This window comes from Flavobacterium bomense (assembly GCF_003970355.1).
Map to the genome: position 1 here is coordinate 43,224 of NZ_RYDJ01000004.1, position 18,706 is coordinate 61,929.

The 18,706-nt window shown below is 32.9% G+C and carries 19 protein-coding genes; 6 read left to right on the forward strand and 13 right to left on the reverse strand.

Going from position 1 to position 18,706, the window contains the following annotated elements:
• The first annotated feature begins 8 nt into the window (after window positions 1-8).
• Window positions 9-506: a metallophosphoesterase family protein gene (locus tag EKL98_RS05275; protein ID WP_126561791.1), complete on the forward strand. Its 498-nt coding sequence runs from the start codon at window positions 9-11 to the stop codon at window positions 504-506.
• Here the strand turns inward: EKL98_RS05275 and EKL98_RS05280 are convergent.
• The 3 genes from EKL98_RS05280 to EKL98_RS05290 all read right to left on the reverse strand — a co-directional run bounded on the left by EKL98_RS05280 (window position 481) and on the right by EKL98_RS05290 (window position 3,568).
• Window positions 481-2,208 (reverse strand): tetratricopeptide repeat-containing sensor histidine kinase, encoded by a 1,728-nt coding sequence (locus EKL98_RS05280; RefSeq protein ID WP_126561722.1) that lies wholly within the window; start codon window positions 2,206-2,208, stop codon window positions 481-483. The genes EKL98_RS05275 and EKL98_RS05280 overlap by 26 nt on opposite strands.
• Window positions 2,209-2,350: 142 nt before the next feature.
• Entirely contained in the window at window positions 2,351-3,013 is a 663-nt protein-coding gene (locus EKL98_RS05285) for a response regulator (protein WP_126460607.1), read from the reverse strand.
• Window positions 3,014-3,154: 141 nt separating this feature from the next.
• Window positions 3,155-3,568 carry a DUF4293 domain-containing protein gene (locus EKL98_RS05290; RefSeq protein ID WP_126460610.1) on the reverse strand — a complete coding sequence of 138 codons (414 nt, stop codon included), beginning with the start codon at window positions 3,566-3,568 and terminating at the stop codon, window positions 3,155-3,157.
• Between the two features lie 181 nt (window positions 3,569-3,749).
• Between EKL98_RS05290 and rho the strand changes: the two genes are divergently transcribed.
• On the forward strand, window positions 3,750-5,516 hold the full coding sequence (gene rho, locus EKL98_RS05295; RefSeq protein ID WP_126561723.1) for a transcription termination factor Rho: 1,767 nt from the start codon (window positions 3,750-3,752) through the stop codon (window positions 5,514-5,516).
• Between the two features lie 103 nt (window positions 5,517-5,619).
• Here rho and EKL98_RS05300 read toward each other — a convergent pair whose 3' ends face one another.
• From EKL98_RS05300 to EKL98_RS05310, 3 genes are all read right to left on the reverse strand, one after another.
• The gene (locus tag EKL98_RS05300; protein WP_126455602.1) at window positions 5,620-6,876 is read right to left on the reverse strand and encodes an RsmB/NOP family class I SAM-dependent RNA methyltransferase; all 1,257 of its coding nucleotides are present in this window, start codon (window positions 6,874-6,876) and stop codon (window positions 5,620-5,622) included.
• 141 nt (window positions 6,877-7,017) lie between these two features.
• Complete coding sequence (locus EKL98_RS05305) at window positions 7,018-8,979, reverse strand: KUP/HAK/KT family potassium transporter (RefSeq protein WP_126460620.1); 1,962 nt, start codon at window positions 8,977-8,979, stop codon at window positions 7,018-7,020.
• 117 nt (window positions 8,980-9,096) lie between these two features.
• Window positions 9,097-10,374: a hypothetical protein gene (locus EKL98_RS05310; protein ID WP_126561724.1), complete on the reverse strand. Its 1,278-nt coding sequence runs from the start codon at window positions 10,372-10,374 to the stop codon at window positions 9,097-9,099.
• A gap of 115 nt (window positions 10,375-10,489) precedes the next feature.
• Between EKL98_RS05310 and EKL98_RS05315 the strand changes: the two genes are divergently transcribed.
• A complete protein-coding gene (locus EKL98_RS05315) occupies window positions 10,490-11,551 on the forward strand; it encodes a WD40/YVTN/BNR-like repeat-containing protein (RefSeq protein ID WP_126561725.1) in 1,062 nt (353 codons plus the stop codon).
• A gap of 68 nt (window positions 11,552-11,619) precedes the next feature.
• Here the strand turns inward: EKL98_RS05315 and EKL98_RS05320 are convergent, their stop codons facing one another.
• From EKL98_RS05320 to EKL98_RS17995, 5 genes are all read right to left on the reverse strand, one after another.
• Window positions 11,620-12,078, reverse strand: a complete 459-nt coding sequence (locus tag EKL98_RS05320) for a sensor of ECF-type sigma factor (RefSeq protein ID WP_126561726.1) — start codon at window positions 12,076-12,078, stop codon at window positions 11,620-11,622.
• Window positions 12,079-12,114: 36 nt separating this feature from the next.
• Complete coding sequence (locus EKL98_RS05325; RefSeq protein WP_126561727.1) at window positions 12,115-12,531, reverse strand: hypothetical protein; 417 nt, start codon at window positions 12,529-12,531, stop codon at window positions 12,115-12,117.
• 33 nt (window positions 12,532-12,564) lie between these two features.
• Entirely contained in the window at window positions 12,565-13,107 is a 543-nt protein-coding gene (locus EKL98_RS05330; protein ID WP_126561728.1) for an RNA polymerase sigma factor, read from the reverse strand.
• A 64-nt stretch (window positions 13,108-13,171) separates the two neighbouring features.
• A complete protein-coding gene (locus EKL98_RS05335; RefSeq protein WP_126556208.1) occupies window positions 13,172-14,293 on the reverse strand; it encodes an SRPBCC family protein in 1,122 nt (373 codons plus the stop codon).
• Between the two features lie 275 nt (window positions 14,294-14,568).
• A complete protein-coding gene (locus EKL98_RS17995; RefSeq protein WP_126460641.1) occupies window positions 14,569-14,757 on the reverse strand; it encodes a hypothetical protein in 189 nt (62 codons plus the stop codon).
• An 83-nt stretch (window positions 14,758-14,840) separates the two neighbouring features.
• Here EKL98_RS17995 and EKL98_RS05345 point away from each other — a divergent pair, with 83 nt between their 5' ends.
• The gene (locus tag EKL98_RS05345) at window positions 14,841-15,227 is read left to right on the forward strand and encodes a pyrophosphohydrolase domain-containing protein (RefSeq protein ID WP_126455620.1); all 387 of its coding nucleotides are present in this window, start codon (window positions 14,841-14,843) and stop codon (window positions 15,225-15,227) included.
• A 96-nt stretch (window positions 15,228-15,323) separates the two neighbouring features.
• Here EKL98_RS05345 and EKL98_RS05350 read toward each other — a convergent pair whose 3' ends face one another.
• Window positions 15,324-16,391, reverse strand: coding sequence for a branched-chain amino acid aminotransferase (locus tag EKL98_RS05350; protein ID WP_126561729.1), 1,068 nt, complete (start codon window positions 16,389-16,391; stop codon window positions 15,324-15,326).
• Between the two features lie 297 nt (window positions 16,392-16,688).
• On the opposite strand from EKL98_RS05350, the gene mnmD reads away from it, so the two are divergent.
• Together mnmD and EKL98_RS05360 are read left to right on the forward strand one after the other, a co-directional pair.
• Complete coding sequence (gene mnmD / locus EKL98_RS05355) at window positions 16,689-17,351, forward strand: tRNA (5-methylaminomethyl-2-thiouridine)(34)-methyltransferase MnmD (protein WP_126460647.1); 663 nt, start codon at window positions 16,689-16,691, stop codon at window positions 17,349-17,351.
• Between the two features lie 165 nt (window positions 17,352-17,516).
• Window positions 17,517-17,714, forward strand: coding sequence for a hypothetical protein (locus EKL98_RS05360; RefSeq protein WP_126455626.1), 198 nt, complete (start codon window positions 17,517-17,519; stop codon window positions 17,712-17,714).
• A 30-nt stretch (window positions 17,715-17,744) separates the two neighbouring features.
• Here EKL98_RS05360 and EKL98_RS05365 read toward each other — a convergent pair whose 3' ends face one another.
• Window positions 17,745-18,686: a LysR substrate-binding domain-containing protein gene (locus tag EKL98_RS05365; RefSeq protein ID WP_126460650.1), complete on the reverse strand. Its 942-nt coding sequence runs from the start codon at window positions 18,684-18,686 to the stop codon at window positions 17,745-17,747.
• Window positions 18,687-18,706 lie beyond the last annotated feature (20 nt).

An 18,706-nucleotide genomic window follows, 5' to 3' on the forward strand; every position in this document is an offset into this window, starting at 1 on the left:
CTATAAATATGAAAAAAATACTTTTGCTTTCTGACACGCACAGTCATATTGATGATACCATTTTGAAATATGTTGCATTGGCTGACGAAGTTTGGCATGCGGGTGATATAGGCGATTTGGCCGTGACTGATGCGATACAAAAGCTGAAACCGTTGCGCTGCGTGTATGGAAATATTGATGATGCAACGGCGCGACTGGAATTTCCGTTACACAACCGTTTTATGTGTGAAGGCGTTGATGTTTGGATTACGCATATTGGCGGTTATCCGGGGAAATACAATCCCAATATTAAAGCTGAGTTGGAAGCCAATCCGCCAAAATTATTTATTTGTGGACATTCGCACATTCTAAAAGTCATATTCGATAAAAAACATAATTTATTACACATGAATCCTGGTGCGGCGGGAAAAAGTGGTTTTCATCAGGTGCGAACGATGTTGCGTTTTGTGATTGAAGGAGATAAAATCAAAGATTTGGAAATTATTGAGATTGAAAAACGGGTCTGATTATTTTTTTTTGATAGGTGATGGGTACTATTATTTTTATGGTTGTACCGAAACCTATTTTGGAGTTTATGACAATAGTTCCTTTCAGATTATTGATTCGTGCTTTGATTTGGTTGATGCCAAAACCTTCAAGGATATGAAATTTACTAGAATCAAAACCTTGGCCATTATCCATAACATTGACATTCAGAAAATCATTATCTTCGTGAATGCTTAATTCTGAACGTGTTGCCTGACTATGTTTTATGGTATTGTTGAGGAGTTCCATAATTATGAAATAAATTTTAATTTCGAAATCTTCATCATAACGGGTTTTTCGATCTACGGAACTTGCGTATTCAAAGTACAGAATGGAATTGGAGTTTTTTTCACACAAATCGTCTAATGCATCAAATAATCCAAAACGGGCTAAAAGCGAAGGCATCAGTTCGTGGGATAAATCCCGTACTTGATCGTGTGCTTCTTCAAGAATAGCCTTAGTTTTTATGATTTCTTGTGCTGAATATTGATTTTTAGAGGTATACGCATGAAGATGTAGTCCTGCTGATGAAAGTAAAGCACTAATGTTATCATGCAAAAATGCCGCAATTTTTTTTCGTTCTAATTCTTGTCCGTTAATGGATGCGTTGATCATGTTTTCCTGAACTTTGCTTTGTAAGTCCTTTAGTTTGTTTTTTTGTTTTAGTTGTGTGTTTTGAGAATAGAAGTAAAAAAGGATGAAAAATAGCAGTAGAACAGCAATTAGTACAATCACAATTTTTTTATTTCTGGATTGTTCTTGCAGTAAAAAAAGTTGTTTTGTTTTATATTCTGTTTCGATCTTGTCGATTTCTCTTTTGTACTCATCAATTTCAAGGTTTATGCCAGCAACATTCGCTTTATTGTGTTTTTCTTGGTCGTTTAGTTCCTCAGTAATTGTATTATATCGGACTAAATTTTTATAGGCATTTTTATAATCATTGTTTTTCAATAAAAATTTAGAAAACTCTAGGTGGGAATATGATAAATCAGATTTTTCAGTTCCTTTAATTCCTTTTTCAATTGCTTTTTGGAAAAAATAATGGGCTTTTTTAGTGTTGTTTGTATGGCTATGATACATGCCGTTGAGCATATTTAAAGCTACAATTGTAGACTCGTCTCCATGTTTTTTGTGGTGTTTGTTGATGTAGTTTAAATAGGGAAGCCCTTCTTGATAGCGATCATTGTCGAAATAGGCCCACGTCAAATTGAGTTTTGTAAATATAATTTGTGCTGAATCTTTTGTTTTAGTGCTGTAATGCAGTGATTTTTTATAATAATAAATTCCTTTTTCATATTGTTTTTTATCAAAGCAATAGATATTTCCTAAATTATTGTTTAACCAATTTTTTAAAACATCATTATTAGTTTTATTAGCGTATTCCAGTCCTTTGTTGTAGTAGAAAAAAGCTTTGTCAGATTCCGATAATTGATCAAAATTAGCAGCAATGGTATTATAAGCTCTTGCTATCAGGTTGTTGTCCTTGATTTTGATTGCTTGGCTCAAAGCAAGTCTCGATTGTATTAAGGACTTCTCGTAATTACCAGCTTTCATATGCTGATTAGCTTCTTTTGCTAATGTTAGAGCTTCCTTTTTTGAAGTTTCTTTCTTTTGAGCACAAACAAAACTACCAGTGAGGTTCAATAGTAAAACTAAGACTATAGCAATTTGTTTCTGAGACATAAATAATTGAATAGATTGGTTATTTCTGGTTTTTTAAATCCGCCTTATTTTTCAAAATAAACTGACTTTAAATCAGGATTAAATTGGTTGGTTTTCTTTTTTTTAATTAAAAAAACAGCATTTAAGTTTCATCTAAATTCATTCAGGATTTGATTAATTTATTTTTAAGGGCATATTTCACTAGGCTTATAGAGTTTTTTGCGCTGAGTTTTTTCATTATGTTTTTGCGATGGGTCTCTACGGTATTAACACTAATAAATAATTGATCACTGATTTCTTTGCCGCTATATTCTAATGAAATCAGGATTATGATTTCCAGTTCTCTTTCGGTTAAAAGTGAATTTGGACTTGGGACTTGTTTGTTTAGTTTTGGATTGTCTTTAGTTACGGTACTGAATATTTTTTCTCTAACAGATTTACTAAAATATTCTTCACCATTAGTAACCGCTAGAATGGCTTCAACTATATTTTCTCCGGCACATTTCTTAGTTAAGTAACTGCTGCAGCCTAACTTCATGACCTCTTTTATTATTCGTAAGTCATCATAACTGGACAAAATGATAATCTTACATGGAAATCCTTTTTTAGCAAATTCTTTGAGGACCTCAATGCCGTCTTTTTCCGGCATGTTAATGTCTAAAATAAGAATGTCCGCTTTATTATTAGTGACTTCCTCATAAATATTAGTGCCGTTTAAGGAATATCCCACTACTTCAAATGTAGGGATTGTGTGTAATAAAGTTCTAATTCCATCAATAAGAATTTGATGGTCATCAGCAAGATGAATCCGTATTTTTTCTGCCATGTTGTAATTATCAGATCCAAATTTATAAAAAATATTCAGCTAAATTTTAAATTATAAGGTTTTTATTGCATTGCAGATATAAAAAAACCCGAATTGTTACATTCGGGTTTCCTTCGCACTAATAAACTAAAATTTATAGGTTTACCTCAATCTGTCCACAGATTTTACAAGATCCTCATCCTTTTTGATTGCTTTATTGGCCAAAACCAATAATACGATAGCAGCTACAGGAAGAAACATCCCAATACCTTTCTCCGAAACAGCAGGTGTTTCTCCAGATAGATTTAGTGAACGATATACAAACAATCCTAATAAAATCAAATTTAATATGATATTCAATCTGCCAATAACAAACTGATTTTGTCTTTTTTTATAGGAAACAATACTAAATAAAGTCAACGTAGTACTCAATCCCAATAGTATAGTATACACTTGACTTTGCATAAAATAAAATGCCTTACCGGTATCCATTGTCCATAATGGAATAAAAAACAGTAAAATACCAGTTACTACAAATACGAGTAGTAAATAAATGGTTTGAATTCTTTGTATCATTTGTTAAATATCTACCACAAAAATATATTTTCTTTTTTATAAATACTATTGTATCATTAAATTTTATTCGTAATATTGCATCATAATACCGTAAGCACTTCATACTGCGGTTGATTCATTTTAATGTTTACTACCTATCTTTTACATTATTTTCAAAATTAATTAAACTCCTAGAACATTCATGTTTAATATTTCTGCATTAAAAGAAATGAAGCTTTCTGAGCTTCAAGAAATAGCTAAATCAGCTAAAACCATAAAATTTAACGGTGTAAAAAAAGAGACTTTAATCAGTCAGATTTTAGCGCATCAAGAGGCTAACGTTGATTTAATATTAGAGACAAAAACCAATAGTAATCTGGAAGAGGATAAACCAAAAAGAACCAGAATACTGCCTGTAAAAAAAGTTGCTATTCAAAAAACGATGAAAAATTCATTTTTTGAAACCGAAGAAAATTTGACAGCATCTTCTGTTTCCGTTGAAGACCATTCTGTTGAAATATTGCCAGTTGACAAAGACGACGATTCCTCTTCTGTTCAGGAACTTGAATCCGGAGCTAAAAAAATAGGAAAGGTGATTAAGTTTAATAAGTCAGCGTACGAGAAAAAAATTGCTTTAAAAAAGGATAAGGAAGAAGGAAAAGAAACAGCAAAAGAGACTGATACAGTTGTAGATATAACTACACAGGAGAAAGAAGAAGTTTCAGCTCCGGTTAAAAAAATAAATCCAAACCAATTACACAAACAAAATCCTAATCCAAGTCAAAATGGAAATGGGAATCAAAATCCAAACTTCAAAAACAAAAAAAATAATTTTGCTGCTTCTGATTTTGAATTTGATGGAATTATAGAAAGCGAAGGTGTGCTGGAAATGATGCCGGACGGCTATGGTTTCTTGCGTTCTTCGGATTACAACTATTTAGCGTCGCCGGATGATATTTATTTGTCGACTTCTCAAATCAGATTGTTCGGTCTTAAAACCGGAGATACTGTAAAAGGTGTAGTTCGCCCACCAAAAGAAGGAGAGAAATTTTTTCCATTAGTTCGGGTTTTAAAAATAAATGGACACGATCCTCAAGTGGTTCGCGACAGAGTTTCATTCGAACATTTAACGCCTGTTTTTCCATCAGAAAAATTCAAATTGGCAGAAAAGCAAAGTACGATTTCAACACGAATTATCGATTTGTTTTCACCAATAGGAAAAGGACAACGCGGAATGATTGTGGCGCAGCCAAAAACAGGTAAAACCATGTTGTTGAAGGAAATTGCCAATGCTATTGCGGCCAATCATCCTGAAGTATATTTGATTGTTTTATTGATCGATGAACGCCCGGAAGAGGTTACGGATATGCAACGTAGTGTGCGTGGTGAAGTAATTGCTTCTACATTTGACAGAGAACCACAAGAGCATGTTAAAATTGCGAATATCGTTCTTGAGAAAGCAAAAAGATTGGTTGAATGTGGTCACGATGTAGTGATTCTATTGGATTCCATTACACGTTTGGCCAGAGCGTATAATACGGTTCAGCCTGCTTCAGGTAAGGTGTTAAGTGGTGGTGTGGATGCAAATGCATTGCAAAAACCAAAACGTTTCTTTGGAGCTGCCCGTAATGTAGAAAATGGGGGTTCATTAAGTATTATTGCTACGGCATTGACTGAAACCGGCTCGAAAATGGATGAAGTTATTTTTGAAGAATTTAAAGGTACTGGTAATATGGAATTGCAATTAGATAGAAAAATTGCTAATAAACGTATTTTCCCAGCTATCGATTTGACTTCTTCTAGTACCAGACGTGACGATATGTTATTAGATCAAAAAACATTGCAAAGAATGTGGATCATGAGAAAATACCTTTCGGATATGAACCCAGTAGAGGCGATGGATTTTATCAATGATCGTTTCAAGAAAACCAAGAATAATGAAGAGTTTTTAATCTCAATGAATGATTAGGGATATTAAAAGAGAATAGAATAAACAAAACAGATAACACATAAAAAAATCCTCGATTTATTCGAGGATTTTTTTTTGAATTCTAGAATCTTAAATCTAGATACTATATTATTTCTTTTTGTACTCTTTTTTCTTTCTGTTCTGAGCTTTCTTTACGTTCTAATAAAGCCATATAAAATCCATCAAAACCTGACTCTGAAGCCAATATTTTTTGGTCTTTAATAAAATTGAATTGTTTTCCAATGTCAGTTGTCAGGAAACGAGCAATTTGATCTTGATTTTCGGAGGGTAGTATAGAACAAGTAGCATACACTAATTTTCCGCCGGGTTTTACAATTTTAGAATAGCTTTCTAAAACTTCCGATTGTACCTTACGGATGTTGTCGATGAATTCCGGTTTCAATTTCCATTTAGCGTCCGGATTTCTTTTCAGAACGCCTAAACCACTACAGGGTGCGTCAATCAAAACACGGTCTGCTTTTTCGTGTAATTTTTTGATGATTTTTGTAGAGTCAATAATTCGGTATTCAATATTGAAAGCGCCGTCTCTTTTGGCCCTGATTTTTAATTGCTTTAATTTGCTTTCATACAAATCCATAGCAATTAATTGTCCTTTATTTTCCATCAAAGAAGCAATGTGCAACGTTTTTCCACCAGCACCTGCGCAGGTATCCACAATACGCATTCCTGGTTTTACATCAAGAAAAGCAGCCACTAATTGGGAGTTGGCATCCTGAACTTCAAAGAAACCTTGTTTGAAAGCATCAGTCAAGAAAACATTGGCTCTTTCTTTTAAAACCAAAGCATCTGGTTGATTTTTTAACGTTTCTGTTTCAATGTTTAAATCCATCAAAATAGCACGCAGCGCTTCTCTGGTTGTCTTTAGCGTATTTACCCTTAAGATTACTTTAGCAGGCTGGTTTTGAGCTGTAATTTCAGTTGCCCAAACTTTTTCGCCTAGTTCCTTAACTCCTAATTCATCCATCCAGTCTGGAATAGATTCTTTTAAAGCTCTCACTTTTGAAAGTTCATCAAAACGTCCTTTTATTTTTCGTTCTGGAGTGCCTTCCAGCTGTCGCCAATCCGGAATAGGATAGCCTCTTAATACCGCCCAAACAGAAAACATTCTCCAAAGATTGTCTCTGTCAAAGGGCTCTTTTACTTCGGCTATTTCTGCGTATAATCTTTTCCAACGCACAATTTCGTAGATGGTTTCGGCAACAAACTTTCTATCAGAACTTCCCCAACGTTTGTCTTTTTTTAAAGATCGGGCAACTACTTTATCCGCATATTCTCCTTCGTTAAAAATGGCGTTCAAAGCGTCTATTGTTGTGTAAACTAAATTTCTGTGTAATCTCATTTTAAATAATTGAGGTGCAAAGGTACTATTAATTGATTGAATGTTATATTTTAAATAATGAATGTTGTTTTTAAATTTTTCGACATAAAAAAACACTGTATTATTACAGTGTTTCTTGGAGGATTAAAAAAACAGAAAGAATTATTTTACTCTTGTCAGTCCAATGTTCTCAGGAGCATGGAGCACCATTGGAAATTGTTCCACTTTTACGGAACTGCTATCCAAACCAAAGGCTCTTTCTTCAGATAAACTTAATTTTTTAATGAAGAAATAGGAGTTCATAATTATTTTTTCGTGCCAACGTAAATCACTGTCATTGGAAAGGAATTTTTCGGATAATACAAATTTGAAATCACCTATGATATTATTTTTATTCAAAGATTCGTAGCGGCTGGTTATATCTACTTCTCCTTTTTGCACCATATCCCGGATTACCTCTCTAAACATCAGATTTATTTTTGTGGGTTCTCTAAAACCAAGATTAAAGTCTACACGATACAAATCATCTTTGACAATTTCAGTTACTTTATATTCGGTTTTATAAGGTTCAGTCAATATATTCACGTGAACAAACCAATAAATATCAGCTCTTTTGGGTCTTTTTTGTAAGATGGAATACATTACTTTTTCTTCGATCTCGTCAATTCTACCGGCATTAGTCATATATACTAAATGTGTTGCGTATTTAGGAATGGATAAATCAGCACTTAACTCCACTAGTACTTTTTTGTAGTCCTCAATTTTAACAATTTTGGTGTAACTTTTGTTAATTTTTTTGGCCAGGTACCAAATAGTCATTATACCTATTAAAGTGATTGCTATAAAAAGCGTTACATAGCCACCTTCAGCAAACTTCGTAACATTAGCTGCGAGGAAACTAAATTCGATTATTAGATAAATAGTAATCAATGGAACTATAAAATATAATTTCACTCTTTTCATTATCAGGTAAAAATTCAGTAAAATAGTGGTCATTATCATACACAAAATGATCGCCAGTCCATAAGCATGCTCCATATTACTGGATTCTTCAAAGTGCAGTACAATTCCAACGCAACCAATAAATAATAACCAGTTTGTAGACGGAATGTATAATTGTCCTTTTAATTCTGTAGGATATTTTATTTTTACTTTTGGCCAAAAATTCAATCGCATTGCTTCATTTATCAATGTAAATGACCCGCTGATTAAGGCTTGTGAGGCAATAACAGCTGCTAGAGTAGCAATTATAATTCCTATAGGCTGAAACCAGTCCGGCATGATGAGATAGAATGGGTTTCCATTTTTTCCTCCTAAAGTTTGTAATGTCTCTCCTTCGTGGCGAATTAAATAGGCGGCTTGTCCAAAATAATTCAACACTAATGCAGTTTTTACGAAAATCCAGCTAATTCGGATGTTTTTTCGTCCGCAATGTCCCATGTCTGAGTATAATGCTTCAGCTCCTGTTGTACACAGAAATACAAAACCTAAAACAAAAAAACCTTCTGGATGGATGGTCAATAAATGATAGGCGTAGTAAGGATTGATTGCTTTTAAAACTTCGGTGTGTTGTGAAATTTGTGCGATTCCAAGTATCGCTAGCATCCCAAACCAAATAAGCATCATTGGAGCAAAAAATTTACCGACTAACTTGGTGCCGAATTGCTGGATAGAAAAAAGTACAAAAAGAATACTTATTACAATTGGAATGGTATTGATTTCTGGATAGTACGTTCTTATTCCTTCAACTGCTGAAGATACGGAGATGGGTGGCGTTATGATTCCGTCAGCTAATAAAGCACTTCCTCCGATTATAGCCGGGACAATCAACCACTGAATTTTTGTTTTTTTGACCAAAGCATATAAAGCAAAAATTCCGCCTTCGCCATGATTATCAGCGCTTAACGTGATTAGTACGTATTTGATTGTGGTCTGCAGTGTAAGGGTCCAAAAAACACACGATATTCCACCTAAGACAATATCCGAATTAATAATGTGGGTGCCAAGTATGGCTTTCATTACATACAATGGTGAAGTTCCTATGTCACCGTAAATTATTCCTAATGAAATTAATAAACCTCCTAATGTCCATTTACTGTGCAGGTCTTTGTGCGATACGCTCATGTGTAATTTTTAAAAAACTTTTCAAATTTACACTTTTAAAATAAATTAGCGCTTTTTATCCGATAAAAAAGAAACACGGTTTAGGGAGCCGTGTTTCTTTTTTTGTATTTAAGATTTTTAGGAGCTTCTATTTTCATTTTTTGAAGAAGAATTGCCTCTTTGAGATTCCGTTCTCTGAGGACCTGATGCTCTTGATGTGTTGCCTCTGTTTTGAGATTCCGCTCTTTGCGGTGCTGCTTGCCTGGAAGGACTTGTTCTGTTTTGAGAATATTCTCTGGATGATTGAGCTCTTTGCGGTGCTGCTTGTCTGGAAGGACTTGTTCTGTTTTGAGAATATTCTCTGGACGATTCCGCTCTTTGCGGTGCTGGTTGTCTGGAAGGACTTGTTCTGTTTTGAGAATATTCTCTGGATGATTGAGCTCTTTGCGGTGCTGCTTGTCTTGAAGGACTTGTTCTGTTTTGAGAATATTCTCTGGAAGATTCCGCTCTTTGCGGTGCTGCTTGCCTGGAAGGACTTGTTCTGTTTTGAGAATATTCTCTGGACGATTCAGCTCTTTGCGGTGCTGCTTGTCTGGAAGGACTTGTTCTGTTTTGAGAATATTCTCTTTGCACTATTGCTCTTCTATTAGAATAACCGGTTTCATTTCTGGATACTCTTCTTTGATCTAATTCATGGCGGTTATTTACAGTACTATTTCTTCTGGAAAAAGACGCATTTGGATGTTGTCTTTCATATCCGTTTGAACGTCTTGAATTGTGTAAAACTACTGCACGATTACTTCTACGGTTATTGACATAGTTATAATTGTTGTTGATATTCAAATTAATGTTTATGTTATTTATGTATCTAAAAACGGGAAATGGATTCCAAGCATAATAATAGGACGGATAATAATTCCAATTCCAAGTGGAATAGTAAGGGCGGTAATTAGTAGACCAGAAGGATGCATAAATTACTGGAGTACTGTAATAAACTGGCTCATAAATGTAATTTTGGCCATACATAAATTCATTACCAACTATTTGTACATGAATTTTATTGTTTCTGTCTTTCTCAACATCAATTGTTGCAACATCTTGGTAGATATCTTCATCAATCACTGACTGAACGATGATGAGATGGGTTCTGTTTTCTACCGTTTCAATAATCCGTAAATAGTCAACTTCATTATCATTATTCAAATCTAAATTTGATATTTGCAGCTCAGGATCATTAAGGCGTCTTTCAAAATCCTGCAGGTCTCTAGAATCACCAAAGATATCAGCAACAGCTCTCAGATCAAGATTATCACTGATTTCGGCATTCACAGCATTTACGTATGTTCTGTTTTGTGCCTGTATTTGTGTTGCGAAAACAGCGGTCAACAGACTCAATAGTAATAGTTTCGTTTTCATAATTAATTGGATTAAGTTTTTCCTTTTTTTCAATATCCAATTACTGTGCCAATATAATTTGGGTGCTATTTGTATTTATATTATTAATTGTAAATTAGCCTTAAAATGTACAAAAATGAAAAATATTTTTTTAATGCTGTTGGTTTTAAATGGATTTGTATCCTGTAAAACAAGTGTTTATAAGTCGGAAAAGTTACATAACGTTAGTTTTCAGTCCGTTGAAATTGATACCTTATTTCAAGATCAAATAAGTATCAGAGCGATTCAAATTGATAAAAACAAAATCTGGTATGCTGCTGATAAAGGTAGATACGGGTTATATAATTTAGATACCAATCAAAAAATAGAGCACAAAATCACCAAGGATTCTTTGATACTTGATTTTAGGAGTATCGCTCAAACAGCCAATCATATTTTTATTCTCAATGTGGCAAATCCTGCAGTGTTGTATCAAATTTCAAAAGAGGAAAAGGATTCACAAATAGTATATCAGGAAAGCCATGAGAAGGTCTTTTATGATAGTATGCAATTTTGGGACGATACAGAAGGTATTGCTATGGGAGATCCAATCGCTGATTGTCTTAATATTATTACAACGCGCGATGGAGGCCGATCATGGAATAAAATTCCGTGCGATAAATTACCAAAAGTGATGCAAGGCGAAGCTGCTTTTGCGGCAAGCAATACTAATATTGTAATTAAAGGGAATAATACTTGGATTGTTTCTGGTGGAAAAAAAGCAAGGGTTTTTTATTCTCCTGATAAAGGAAAGAGTTGGACCGTTTTTGAAACTCCAATGGCACAAGGAAAGGCAATGACCGGAATTTTTACTGCCGATTTTTATGATGCAAAAATCGGTTTTGTAGCAGGAGGGGATTATGAAGATCAAAACCAGAATTTTTCCAATAAAGCCCGTACTGCGGATGGTGGGAAAACATGGGGGCTTATTGCTGAGAATCAAGGATTTGGGTATGCTTCCTGTGTGCAATATATTCCTGAAAGCAATGGTAAGAAACTCGTTACTGTGGGGACTTCAGGGGTTTATTACTCCTCGGATGGTGGTGAATCATGGCAACAAATAGCAAAGGATAAAAGTCTTATTACGCTCCGGTTCATAGATAAAAAAACGGCTGTTGCTGCAGGGAAAAATAAAATGATTCGGATCAATTTTAAATAACAAAAACATCCTAAGCTCAAGTTTTTACTTGTGTTTAGGATGTTTTATCGAACTAATAAAAAAAGATGTTATTTTTTATGCGCTTTGTTGCGGTATTGTTGCAACAGCTTTCTATTGAAGTCTTCCTCTGCTTTTTTAAGTTTTAAAATTTTTACAGATGGAAATATTTCTCTCAAATTTTGAACAAATTTCTTCCGTAAAAAAAACAATTCTTCTTCGGTTTCTTCTATTTGAACTAAAAATGAATTGGATTCTTTCTCCGTGATTTGATCTAAAGATCCATCATTCATTCTTCTCATGAAACTTTTCATTTTCTGATGTCTTAATTCAAATTGTTTGTCATCAAACAGGTTGTAAATAGGCCAGAATTTTTCGGCTTCACTAGTGGTCAAGTTTAACTCAGTTGTCAAAAAGGCTACTTTCAAAGCTTTAATTTGTTCTTTTTTCTCTTTCATGTTTTCATGTTGGCCATAAAAATTAAAGGAAAGAAGTAGCAACAGTATTGGGAATATTTTTTTATATTTCATTTTTGTTTTATTTATTGTAATCGGTGAACGCGTTTTTTATTCTAAAAGAAGATGCTCCAGATTAGCATTTTCGGATAAATGATCCTCTATAGCTTCATCTTCTAAAACTTCATTATCTGCTTTAATATTATTGATATCTTCGGTTTCTAATTCACTTATTAAATCATAAGGGTTTACACTCGATTGATAGGTTAAATAATTTTCCAGAGTGAGCGTGTCTATTTCGTTAGGGTTGCTTGCTGACGGGCTTAAAACAGGAATCATCAGGGCTATTACTAAAATTGCTGCAACCATTAGAATCCTGTTTTTTCTTTTTTGAAAAATAGAAAATACTTTTGGCTCCTCTATGGGTAATTGCTTCATCATTTTTGCTGAAAAATTTTCAAAATAATGGTCAGGAATCTTAAATCCAGTCTCAATTTTGGGCTCGTTTTCTAATTTAAATGTTTTCATACTATTCATTAGACAGTGGTATTGCAAAAAGGTTTAATTAGTAGATACAAATGCTTCTATTTTTTTTACAGCAAGGTGATAGGAAGCTTTTAATCCTCCAACTGAAGTGCCTAAAATAGCAGATATTTCCTCGTATTTTAGTTCTTCAAAATATTTCATTTTAAAAACTAACTGTTGTTTTTCAGGTAATAAAGCAATTGCTTTTTGTAATTTTAGTTGAATTTCGTTTCCATCAAAAAACACATCAGCTTCGAGATTATCAATAGTTTTACTTTGTAAAATTTCAGACGATACCGTATTGATTTTTGATTTTTGTTTCAAAAAAGTCAATGCTTCATTAGTAGCAATACGATACATCCAAGAGAAGAGTTTACTGTCTCCTTTAAAATTTTTTAAATTTTGAAATATTTTGATAAAAGTATTTTGCAAGATATCATCCGCATCATCGTGATTTAAAACAATGTTACGAATGTGATTGTATAACGGTCTTTGATACTCTTGTAACAACTGCTGAAACGCTTGATTTTGTGTTTTAGAGTTCAACAAGTTATTTATATATTCATGTTCGTCTTGCAAATTTTTTATTTATGAATTTAGAATACTCTTTATCAAAAAGGTTTAATTCGGAGGAAAGATAATATTAAAATTCAGATTGTTCTTCTTCCTTTTTTTGTGCAGGTTCCGGTGTTTTTACCGCTGGAGGTTTATTGATTGCTGCTGGAGCAAAGACTTTAGCAGGAATTACTTTTGGTTTTATTGGAAAGTAAATGTCAGTAATCCACTTTGATGGATTTTTTATTTCCGCTTTGCCGATGGTATAGTTCTCTAGGTGTGAAAATTTAGTGTCAATACTTATTTTGTTAGCATTGCTGTACGCTGTTGTTTTATCTAGCGCTTTTTTTATGTGTGAATAATCACCGGTTAAGGTTGTTTTCAAGGCTTCAAAAGGTTCAAGTTTACCGGATAAAATATCACTGCCTGAACTGGTTAAAATTTGATTTTTTATAGGGATACAAAAAGACAATCTACTCAATCCATTTACTGGATCGTAAGTGTGATAAATAATAAAAGGCTTTCCATTCAATTCTATATTGTTTTGTTCACAAAAAAGAATGATTTTTGGAAAAACGATTCGGGCATTTTTAGTGATATTTGAAATTTTGCTTGTAAAAGTTTGGTGCAAATAAAAAGTTGCTAGTTTTTTTACCACACCTTTTACCTTTATTTGATGGGTATTTATCTCGTAAACTAGTGTTTTGTCTAGATTAGCCAAGCTTTTTTCCTGCATGGCACCTATAACTGTATCGATACCGCCGTTTAACGCAGCAGTGATCTTCATAACGAAACTCATTTTCCCGGTGGTTTTCCAGGTGACCTTTGTTCCGCCAACCGTGTCTTTTAAACTCAAGAAAACGGATGATACCCCTCCGTTGTAATTTATTTTTTGAGAAATACTTTCATTTTCTTTTACAAAAACCGTTTGCATATCCCCTTTGACTTCTTTTCCTTCCCAAGTGAAGGAAGCTCCCTTTCCTACAGTGTTTTTAGGATAGGTGATTATAATTTCAGGATCTTCAACGATCCAGGCACCAAAATCCTGCCAATTTTTATAATCATTAACAAAATTAAATACCGTTGATTTAGGAGAATTAATAACATGACTTCTTTGTACAGCGAATTCCCCTTTTTGTGTAGCTACAAAAATGGATAAAGCCACTAAACTAAGCAGCAACAAAAGAAATAAATATTTTATAATCCTCATGATATCTAATTGTATTAATTTTTGTAAAGTTAAAAATTTAATTTACAAGTCGCCAAAAGTGTTAAATAAAAAAACGCGACTTGAATGTTTTAATTAAATAGTTGTTTTACGAAAGGAATACTTTAGGAGAATGATTTCTAGAATAAAATTTATAGGGGACATGTTCAGGTAGCACTATTTGGCACCTTGCACTAATTAGCAATTAGGATTTGTTTTTAAAATAAGAAAAGAACAAATTAAAAAAAGTCCTCTTTTCAGAAGACATTTAAAAAAAACTAACGTTTGAAAAAGACTTTTATCAAAAATAAAATGCCAATAAAAACTCCAAACCCAATTAAAATTTTATAATTTCCTTTATAAAATTTTCGGTGTAACGCTAAATCTTTTCGGTAGGCATAAATCATTGCAATACTGAATGCAACAAAAAAAAAGCCGGCAAAAATGAATTGTCCCTGACTAAACATACTTTATATTATTTTTGACAAATTTAGCTATTTGTTTAATAATAGTTTGCTAATTTGTATTTTCATTTAATAAAATTTAAATTATGCAAAAACAAATTAATGCCGTCAAAGAATTCCATACCGCTTTCAAAATTGGGCATAGCGAAACTCCAATAGCCGGCTTAGCTGAAACCAAACATATCCTTCGTTTCAATTTGATGAAAGAAGAGAATGAAGAATATTTAGAGGCTGTTCAGAATAATGATTTAATAGAAATTGCCGATGCATTAGGCGATATGATGTACATTTTATGCGGAACGATTATTGAGCATGGGCTGCAAGACAAAATAGAAGCCGTTTTTGATGAAATTCAACGTAGTAATATGAGTAAGTTGGGTCAGGATGGGGAGCCTATTTACCGTGAAGATGGTAAGGTCATGAAAGGGCCAAATTATTTCAAGCCTGATTTCTCTAAAATAATTGGTAAATAGAGGTAGAAATTTCAGAAATTCTTTGATGATGTGTATGATATAAAAAAGCGATTTTCACACTGAAAATCGCTTTTTTTTAATTTTTAAATCTTTGAATTATACTTTAACAGTCCAGCCAAAAGGATCCGCATCTAATTTATTTTGGATATTTTCTAATTTAGTTTTCAGTTGCAAAGCCATTGTGTTTTCAATTTTTGGTAATTCATGATACACATCCTGATAGGAGAATCCTGAAATGGGACTTACCACAGCAGCTGTTCCTGCACCAAAAATTTCTTTTAAAGTTTCGTTTTTAAATGCCTCAACAAGTTCAGATACTAAAACTGAACGAATTTCTACATTTATACCTTCACTCCTTGCTAAATCAATCAGTGTTTTTCGAGTAACACCATCAAGTATTCTTTCACTTACAGGAGCCGTTAATAATGTGTCATTTATTCTAAAAAACACATTCATCGTACCGGCTTCTTCTAATTTTGTGTGTGTGGCATCATCAGTCCAGATTATTTGTTGAAAGCCTTCTTTATTTGCTAAATTAGTTGGATAAAATTGGGCTGCATAATTTCCGGCTGCTTTTGCAGCTCCAATTCCACCATTAGCCGCCCTGCTGTAATGCTCCGCAATTATTACTTTTACATCACCTGAATAATAAGAGGAAACAGGCGATAAAATAATCATGAACTTATATTCATTTGATGGGTTTGCAATTACTCCGGTACCTGTTGCAATCATAAAGGGTCTGATATATAAGGCATTTCCTTTTCCTTTTTTTATCCATGCTTCGTCTAATTGCAGCAATTGATTTAAACCATTCAGGAATATATCTTCTGGAACTTCCGGCATAGCCATCCTAACAGCAGAGGTGTTGAAACGGCTGTAGTTTTGATCGGGTCTAAAAAGCCAAACGTCATTGTTCTCATCTTTGTACGCTTTCATACCTTCAAAAATAGCTTGACCATAATGAAAAACTCTTGACGATGGATCTAACAAAAAAGGTGCGTAAGGCTTAATGACTGGTTGTTGCCATTCCCCATTTTTAAAATCACATTCAAATAAATGATCTGAAAAAACAGATCCAAAGCTTAAACTTTTAAAATCAACTTCATTTATTTTTGAAGTGGGTGCTTTAATTATTTCAATTTTGCTAGTTTGAGTTGTACTCATGATAATGTATTGTTTATTTTTATATGTTACTACAATTGGGTATTAAAATCTTGATTATGCAAAAAGAACTTTAATAATTGCAAAATTAAATAAAAATCACTAAAATACTTGACAAAACACCATTAATTATAGCCTTTACGTACGATTTATTTATTTTTGAAAAAACAGAAAAAATCAGCATCAATTTTATGGGATTTGCATAATAAATGTACTTTATTTAGGACAATCATTTTAGTTTTGATTAAATTTGGACTGCTCATATAATTATAAAACTTCAAATAACCTCAAATAATAATTTTGAAAAGAGAAATAATACAAACACTTGATGGTTCCACAACCATACGAATAGAGGAATGGGATGAGTGTTATCATTCTAAACATGGAGCCATTCAGGAAGCGCAACATGTCTTTATTAAAAACGGACTTTCCTTATTTCAAAATAAAGCGGTTTCTATTTTAGAAATTGGTTTTGGTACCGGATTGAATGCTTTTATTACCTTATTAGAAGCAAAAAAAATGAATCAGTCTATCGATTATGTTGGCGTAGAGGCATATCCTATATCTCCTGACGAAGTTTTATGTATGAATTATGTTACAGAGTTGAATGCTGCTCAAGAAAGTGACATTTTTATAGCAATGCATCAAAGTGTCTGGGGAGAGAAAATAGCGCTTAGTAATGATTTTTTGTTGACTAAAAGAAAGCAGTTTTTTGAAGTAATTGACGACAATAACACATTTGATTTGATTTACTTTGATGCTTTTGGTTACAGAGTGCAGCCTGAATTATGGAGTACGGATATTTTTAAAAGAATGCATACAGCACTGAAAAGTAATGGAGTTTTAGTGACTTATGCAGCCAGAGGAGTTGTAAAAAGGAGCATGTTAGAAGTAGGTTTTACGGTTGAAAAATTAGCCGGACCACCAGGAAAAAGAGAAATGTTCAGAGCTACTAAAAAATAAATGTTTGTTAAGTGGCTTATTATCAATAATATATTATATTTTTGATCAAAAGTAGTACGAAAAATAAAAAAACTAAAAACTACGTTAAATAACTATGTTCTAGTTGTAAAAAATGTATTTTTACATCACTTTCAATTAAAATCTAACCTAAAATCTTCATTAATTATGTCGAAAATCATGTATGATTATACTAAATCAGTTTTAGAAAGAGTAAGCTTTGATGTTATGCTTTTTAGCAAAGAATTAGAAAAAGCTATTAAGACATTATTGCCCTATGAAATGGATCAATTACGGGAGTGGTTATTAAATTTCACTATTGGTAAACCGGAACTAAAGCACTGTTTACTAATAGTAAATTCATAGTAAAAAAGGAACCATAAACGGTTCCTTTTTTTATTTTTTTGCGATGGGACTTATTATCTGAACATTTTGAAAAACAATTGCTCCTTTTACAACTCCTGTTATGGTATTTCGAAGTGCATCTATTATTTGAATTTTTAATTCGCTTTTAGGAAAAATCAAACTGACTTCTCTTGCAGGCTTAGGTTCTTTAAAATGACGAAGTTTTAGCTTGTCTTTTTCTTTTAAATCTAAGGTATGCAAATAAGGAAGCAGCGTTGTTCCCAGACCTTCATCAGCTAGTTTTATCAAGGTTTCAAAACTGCCACTTTGTATTTGAAAATGGTTGATTTCATTTTTACCAGTACTCTTGCATAAGTTTAAAATTCCTTCTCTAAAACAATGTCCGTCTTGTAATAATAAAATTTCATCCAAGTTTAAATCTGAAACTTCTATTTCTTCTTTTTGAAAATTATGGTGGTTTTCAGGGATGTACGCAACAAAAGGTTCGAAATACAAGACTATTTCTTTAATTTTTTCTTCCATCAAAGGAGTTGCGGCAATTGCAGCGTCCAGGTGTCCATTATTGAGTTTAATAATAATTTCTTCGGTATTTAACTCTTCAATAATAAGTTTTACTTTTGGATATTTTTTTATAAAATTATTTAGAAACATTGGCAATAAAGTAGGCATGATTGTTGGAATGATGCCTAATCTAAATTCACCGCCTATAAAACCTTTTTGTTGTTCAACAATATCTTGTATTCTATCAGCTTCATTGACTATATTTTTTGCCTGGTTTACAATTTTATACCCGATATCAGTTAGCTGGATTGGTTTTTTGGTACGGTCAAATATTTGAATACTTAATTCTTCTTCTATTTTTTGAATTTGCATACTCAGTGTAGGTTGAGTAACAAAACATTTTTCTGCAGCAAGAGTGAAATTCTTGTGTTCAGCTACTGCAAGTACGTATTTTAATTGAGTAATTGTCATGGTTATAATTATATCTGATA

Bases quoted from the DNA above. Each gene is read 5' to 3' on its own strand.
- EKL98_RS05275 (WP_126561791.1), top strand. From the start codon at position 9: ATGAAAAAAATACTTTTGCTTTCTGACACGCACAGTCATATTGATGAT.
- EKL98_RS05280 (WP_126561722.1), bottom strand. From the start codon at position 2,208: ATGTCTCAGAAACAAATTGCTATAGTCTTAGTTTTACTATTGAACCTC.
- EKL98_RS05285 (WP_126460607.1), bottom strand. From the start codon at position 3,013: ATGGCAGAAAAAATACGGATTCATCTTGCTGATGACCATCAAATTCTT.
- EKL98_RS05290 (WP_126460610.1), bottom strand. From the start codon at position 3,568: ATGATACAAAGAATTCAAACCATTTATTTACTACTCGTATTTGTAGTA.
- rho (WP_126561723.1), top strand. From the start codon at position 3,750: ATGTTTAATATTTCTGCATTAAAAGAAATGAAGCTTTCTGAGCTTCAA.
- EKL98_RS05300 (WP_126455602.1), bottom strand. From the start codon at position 6,876: ATGAGATTACACAGAAATTTAGTTTACACAACAATAGACGCTTTGAAC.
- EKL98_RS05305 (WP_126460620.1), bottom strand. From the start codon at position 8,979: ATGAGCGTATCGCACAAAGACCTGCACAGTAAATGGACATTAGGAGGT.
- EKL98_RS05310 (WP_126561724.1), bottom strand. From the start codon at position 10,374: ATGAAAACGAAACTATTACTATTGAGTCTGTTGACCGCTGTTTTCGCA.
- EKL98_RS05315 (WP_126561725.1), top strand. From the start codon at position 10,490: ATGAAAAATATTTTTTTAATGCTGTTGGTTTTAAATGGATTTGTATCC.
- EKL98_RS05320 (WP_126561726.1), bottom strand. From the start codon at position 12,078: ATGAAATATAAAAAAATATTCCCAATACTGTTGCTACTTCTTTCCTTT.
- EKL98_RS05325 (WP_126561727.1), bottom strand. From the start codon at position 12,531: ATGAAAACATTTAAATTAGAAAACGAGCCCAAAATTGAGACTGGATTT.
- EKL98_RS05335 (WP_126556208.1), bottom strand. From the start codon at position 14,293: ATGAGGATTATAAAATATTTATTTCTTTTGTTGCTGCTTAGTTTAGTG.
- EKL98_RS17995 (WP_126460641.1), bottom strand. From the start codon at position 14,757: ATGTTTAGTCAGGGACAATTCATTTTTGCCGGCTTTTTTTTTGTTGCA.
- EKL98_RS05345 (WP_126455620.1), top strand. From the start codon at position 14,841: ATGCAAAAACAAATTAATGCCGTCAAAGAATTCCATACCGCTTTCAAA.
- EKL98_RS05350 (WP_126561729.1), bottom strand. From the start codon at position 16,391: ATGAGTACAACTCAAACTAGCAAAATTGAAATAATTAAAGCACCCACT.
- EKL98_RS05360 (WP_126455626.1), top strand. From the start codon at position 17,517: ATGTCGAAAATCATGTATGATTATACTAAATCAGTTTTAGAAAGAGTA.
- EKL98_RS05365 (WP_126460650.1), bottom strand. From the start codon at position 18,686: ATGACAATTACTCAATTAAAATACGTACTTGCAGTAGCTGAACACAAG.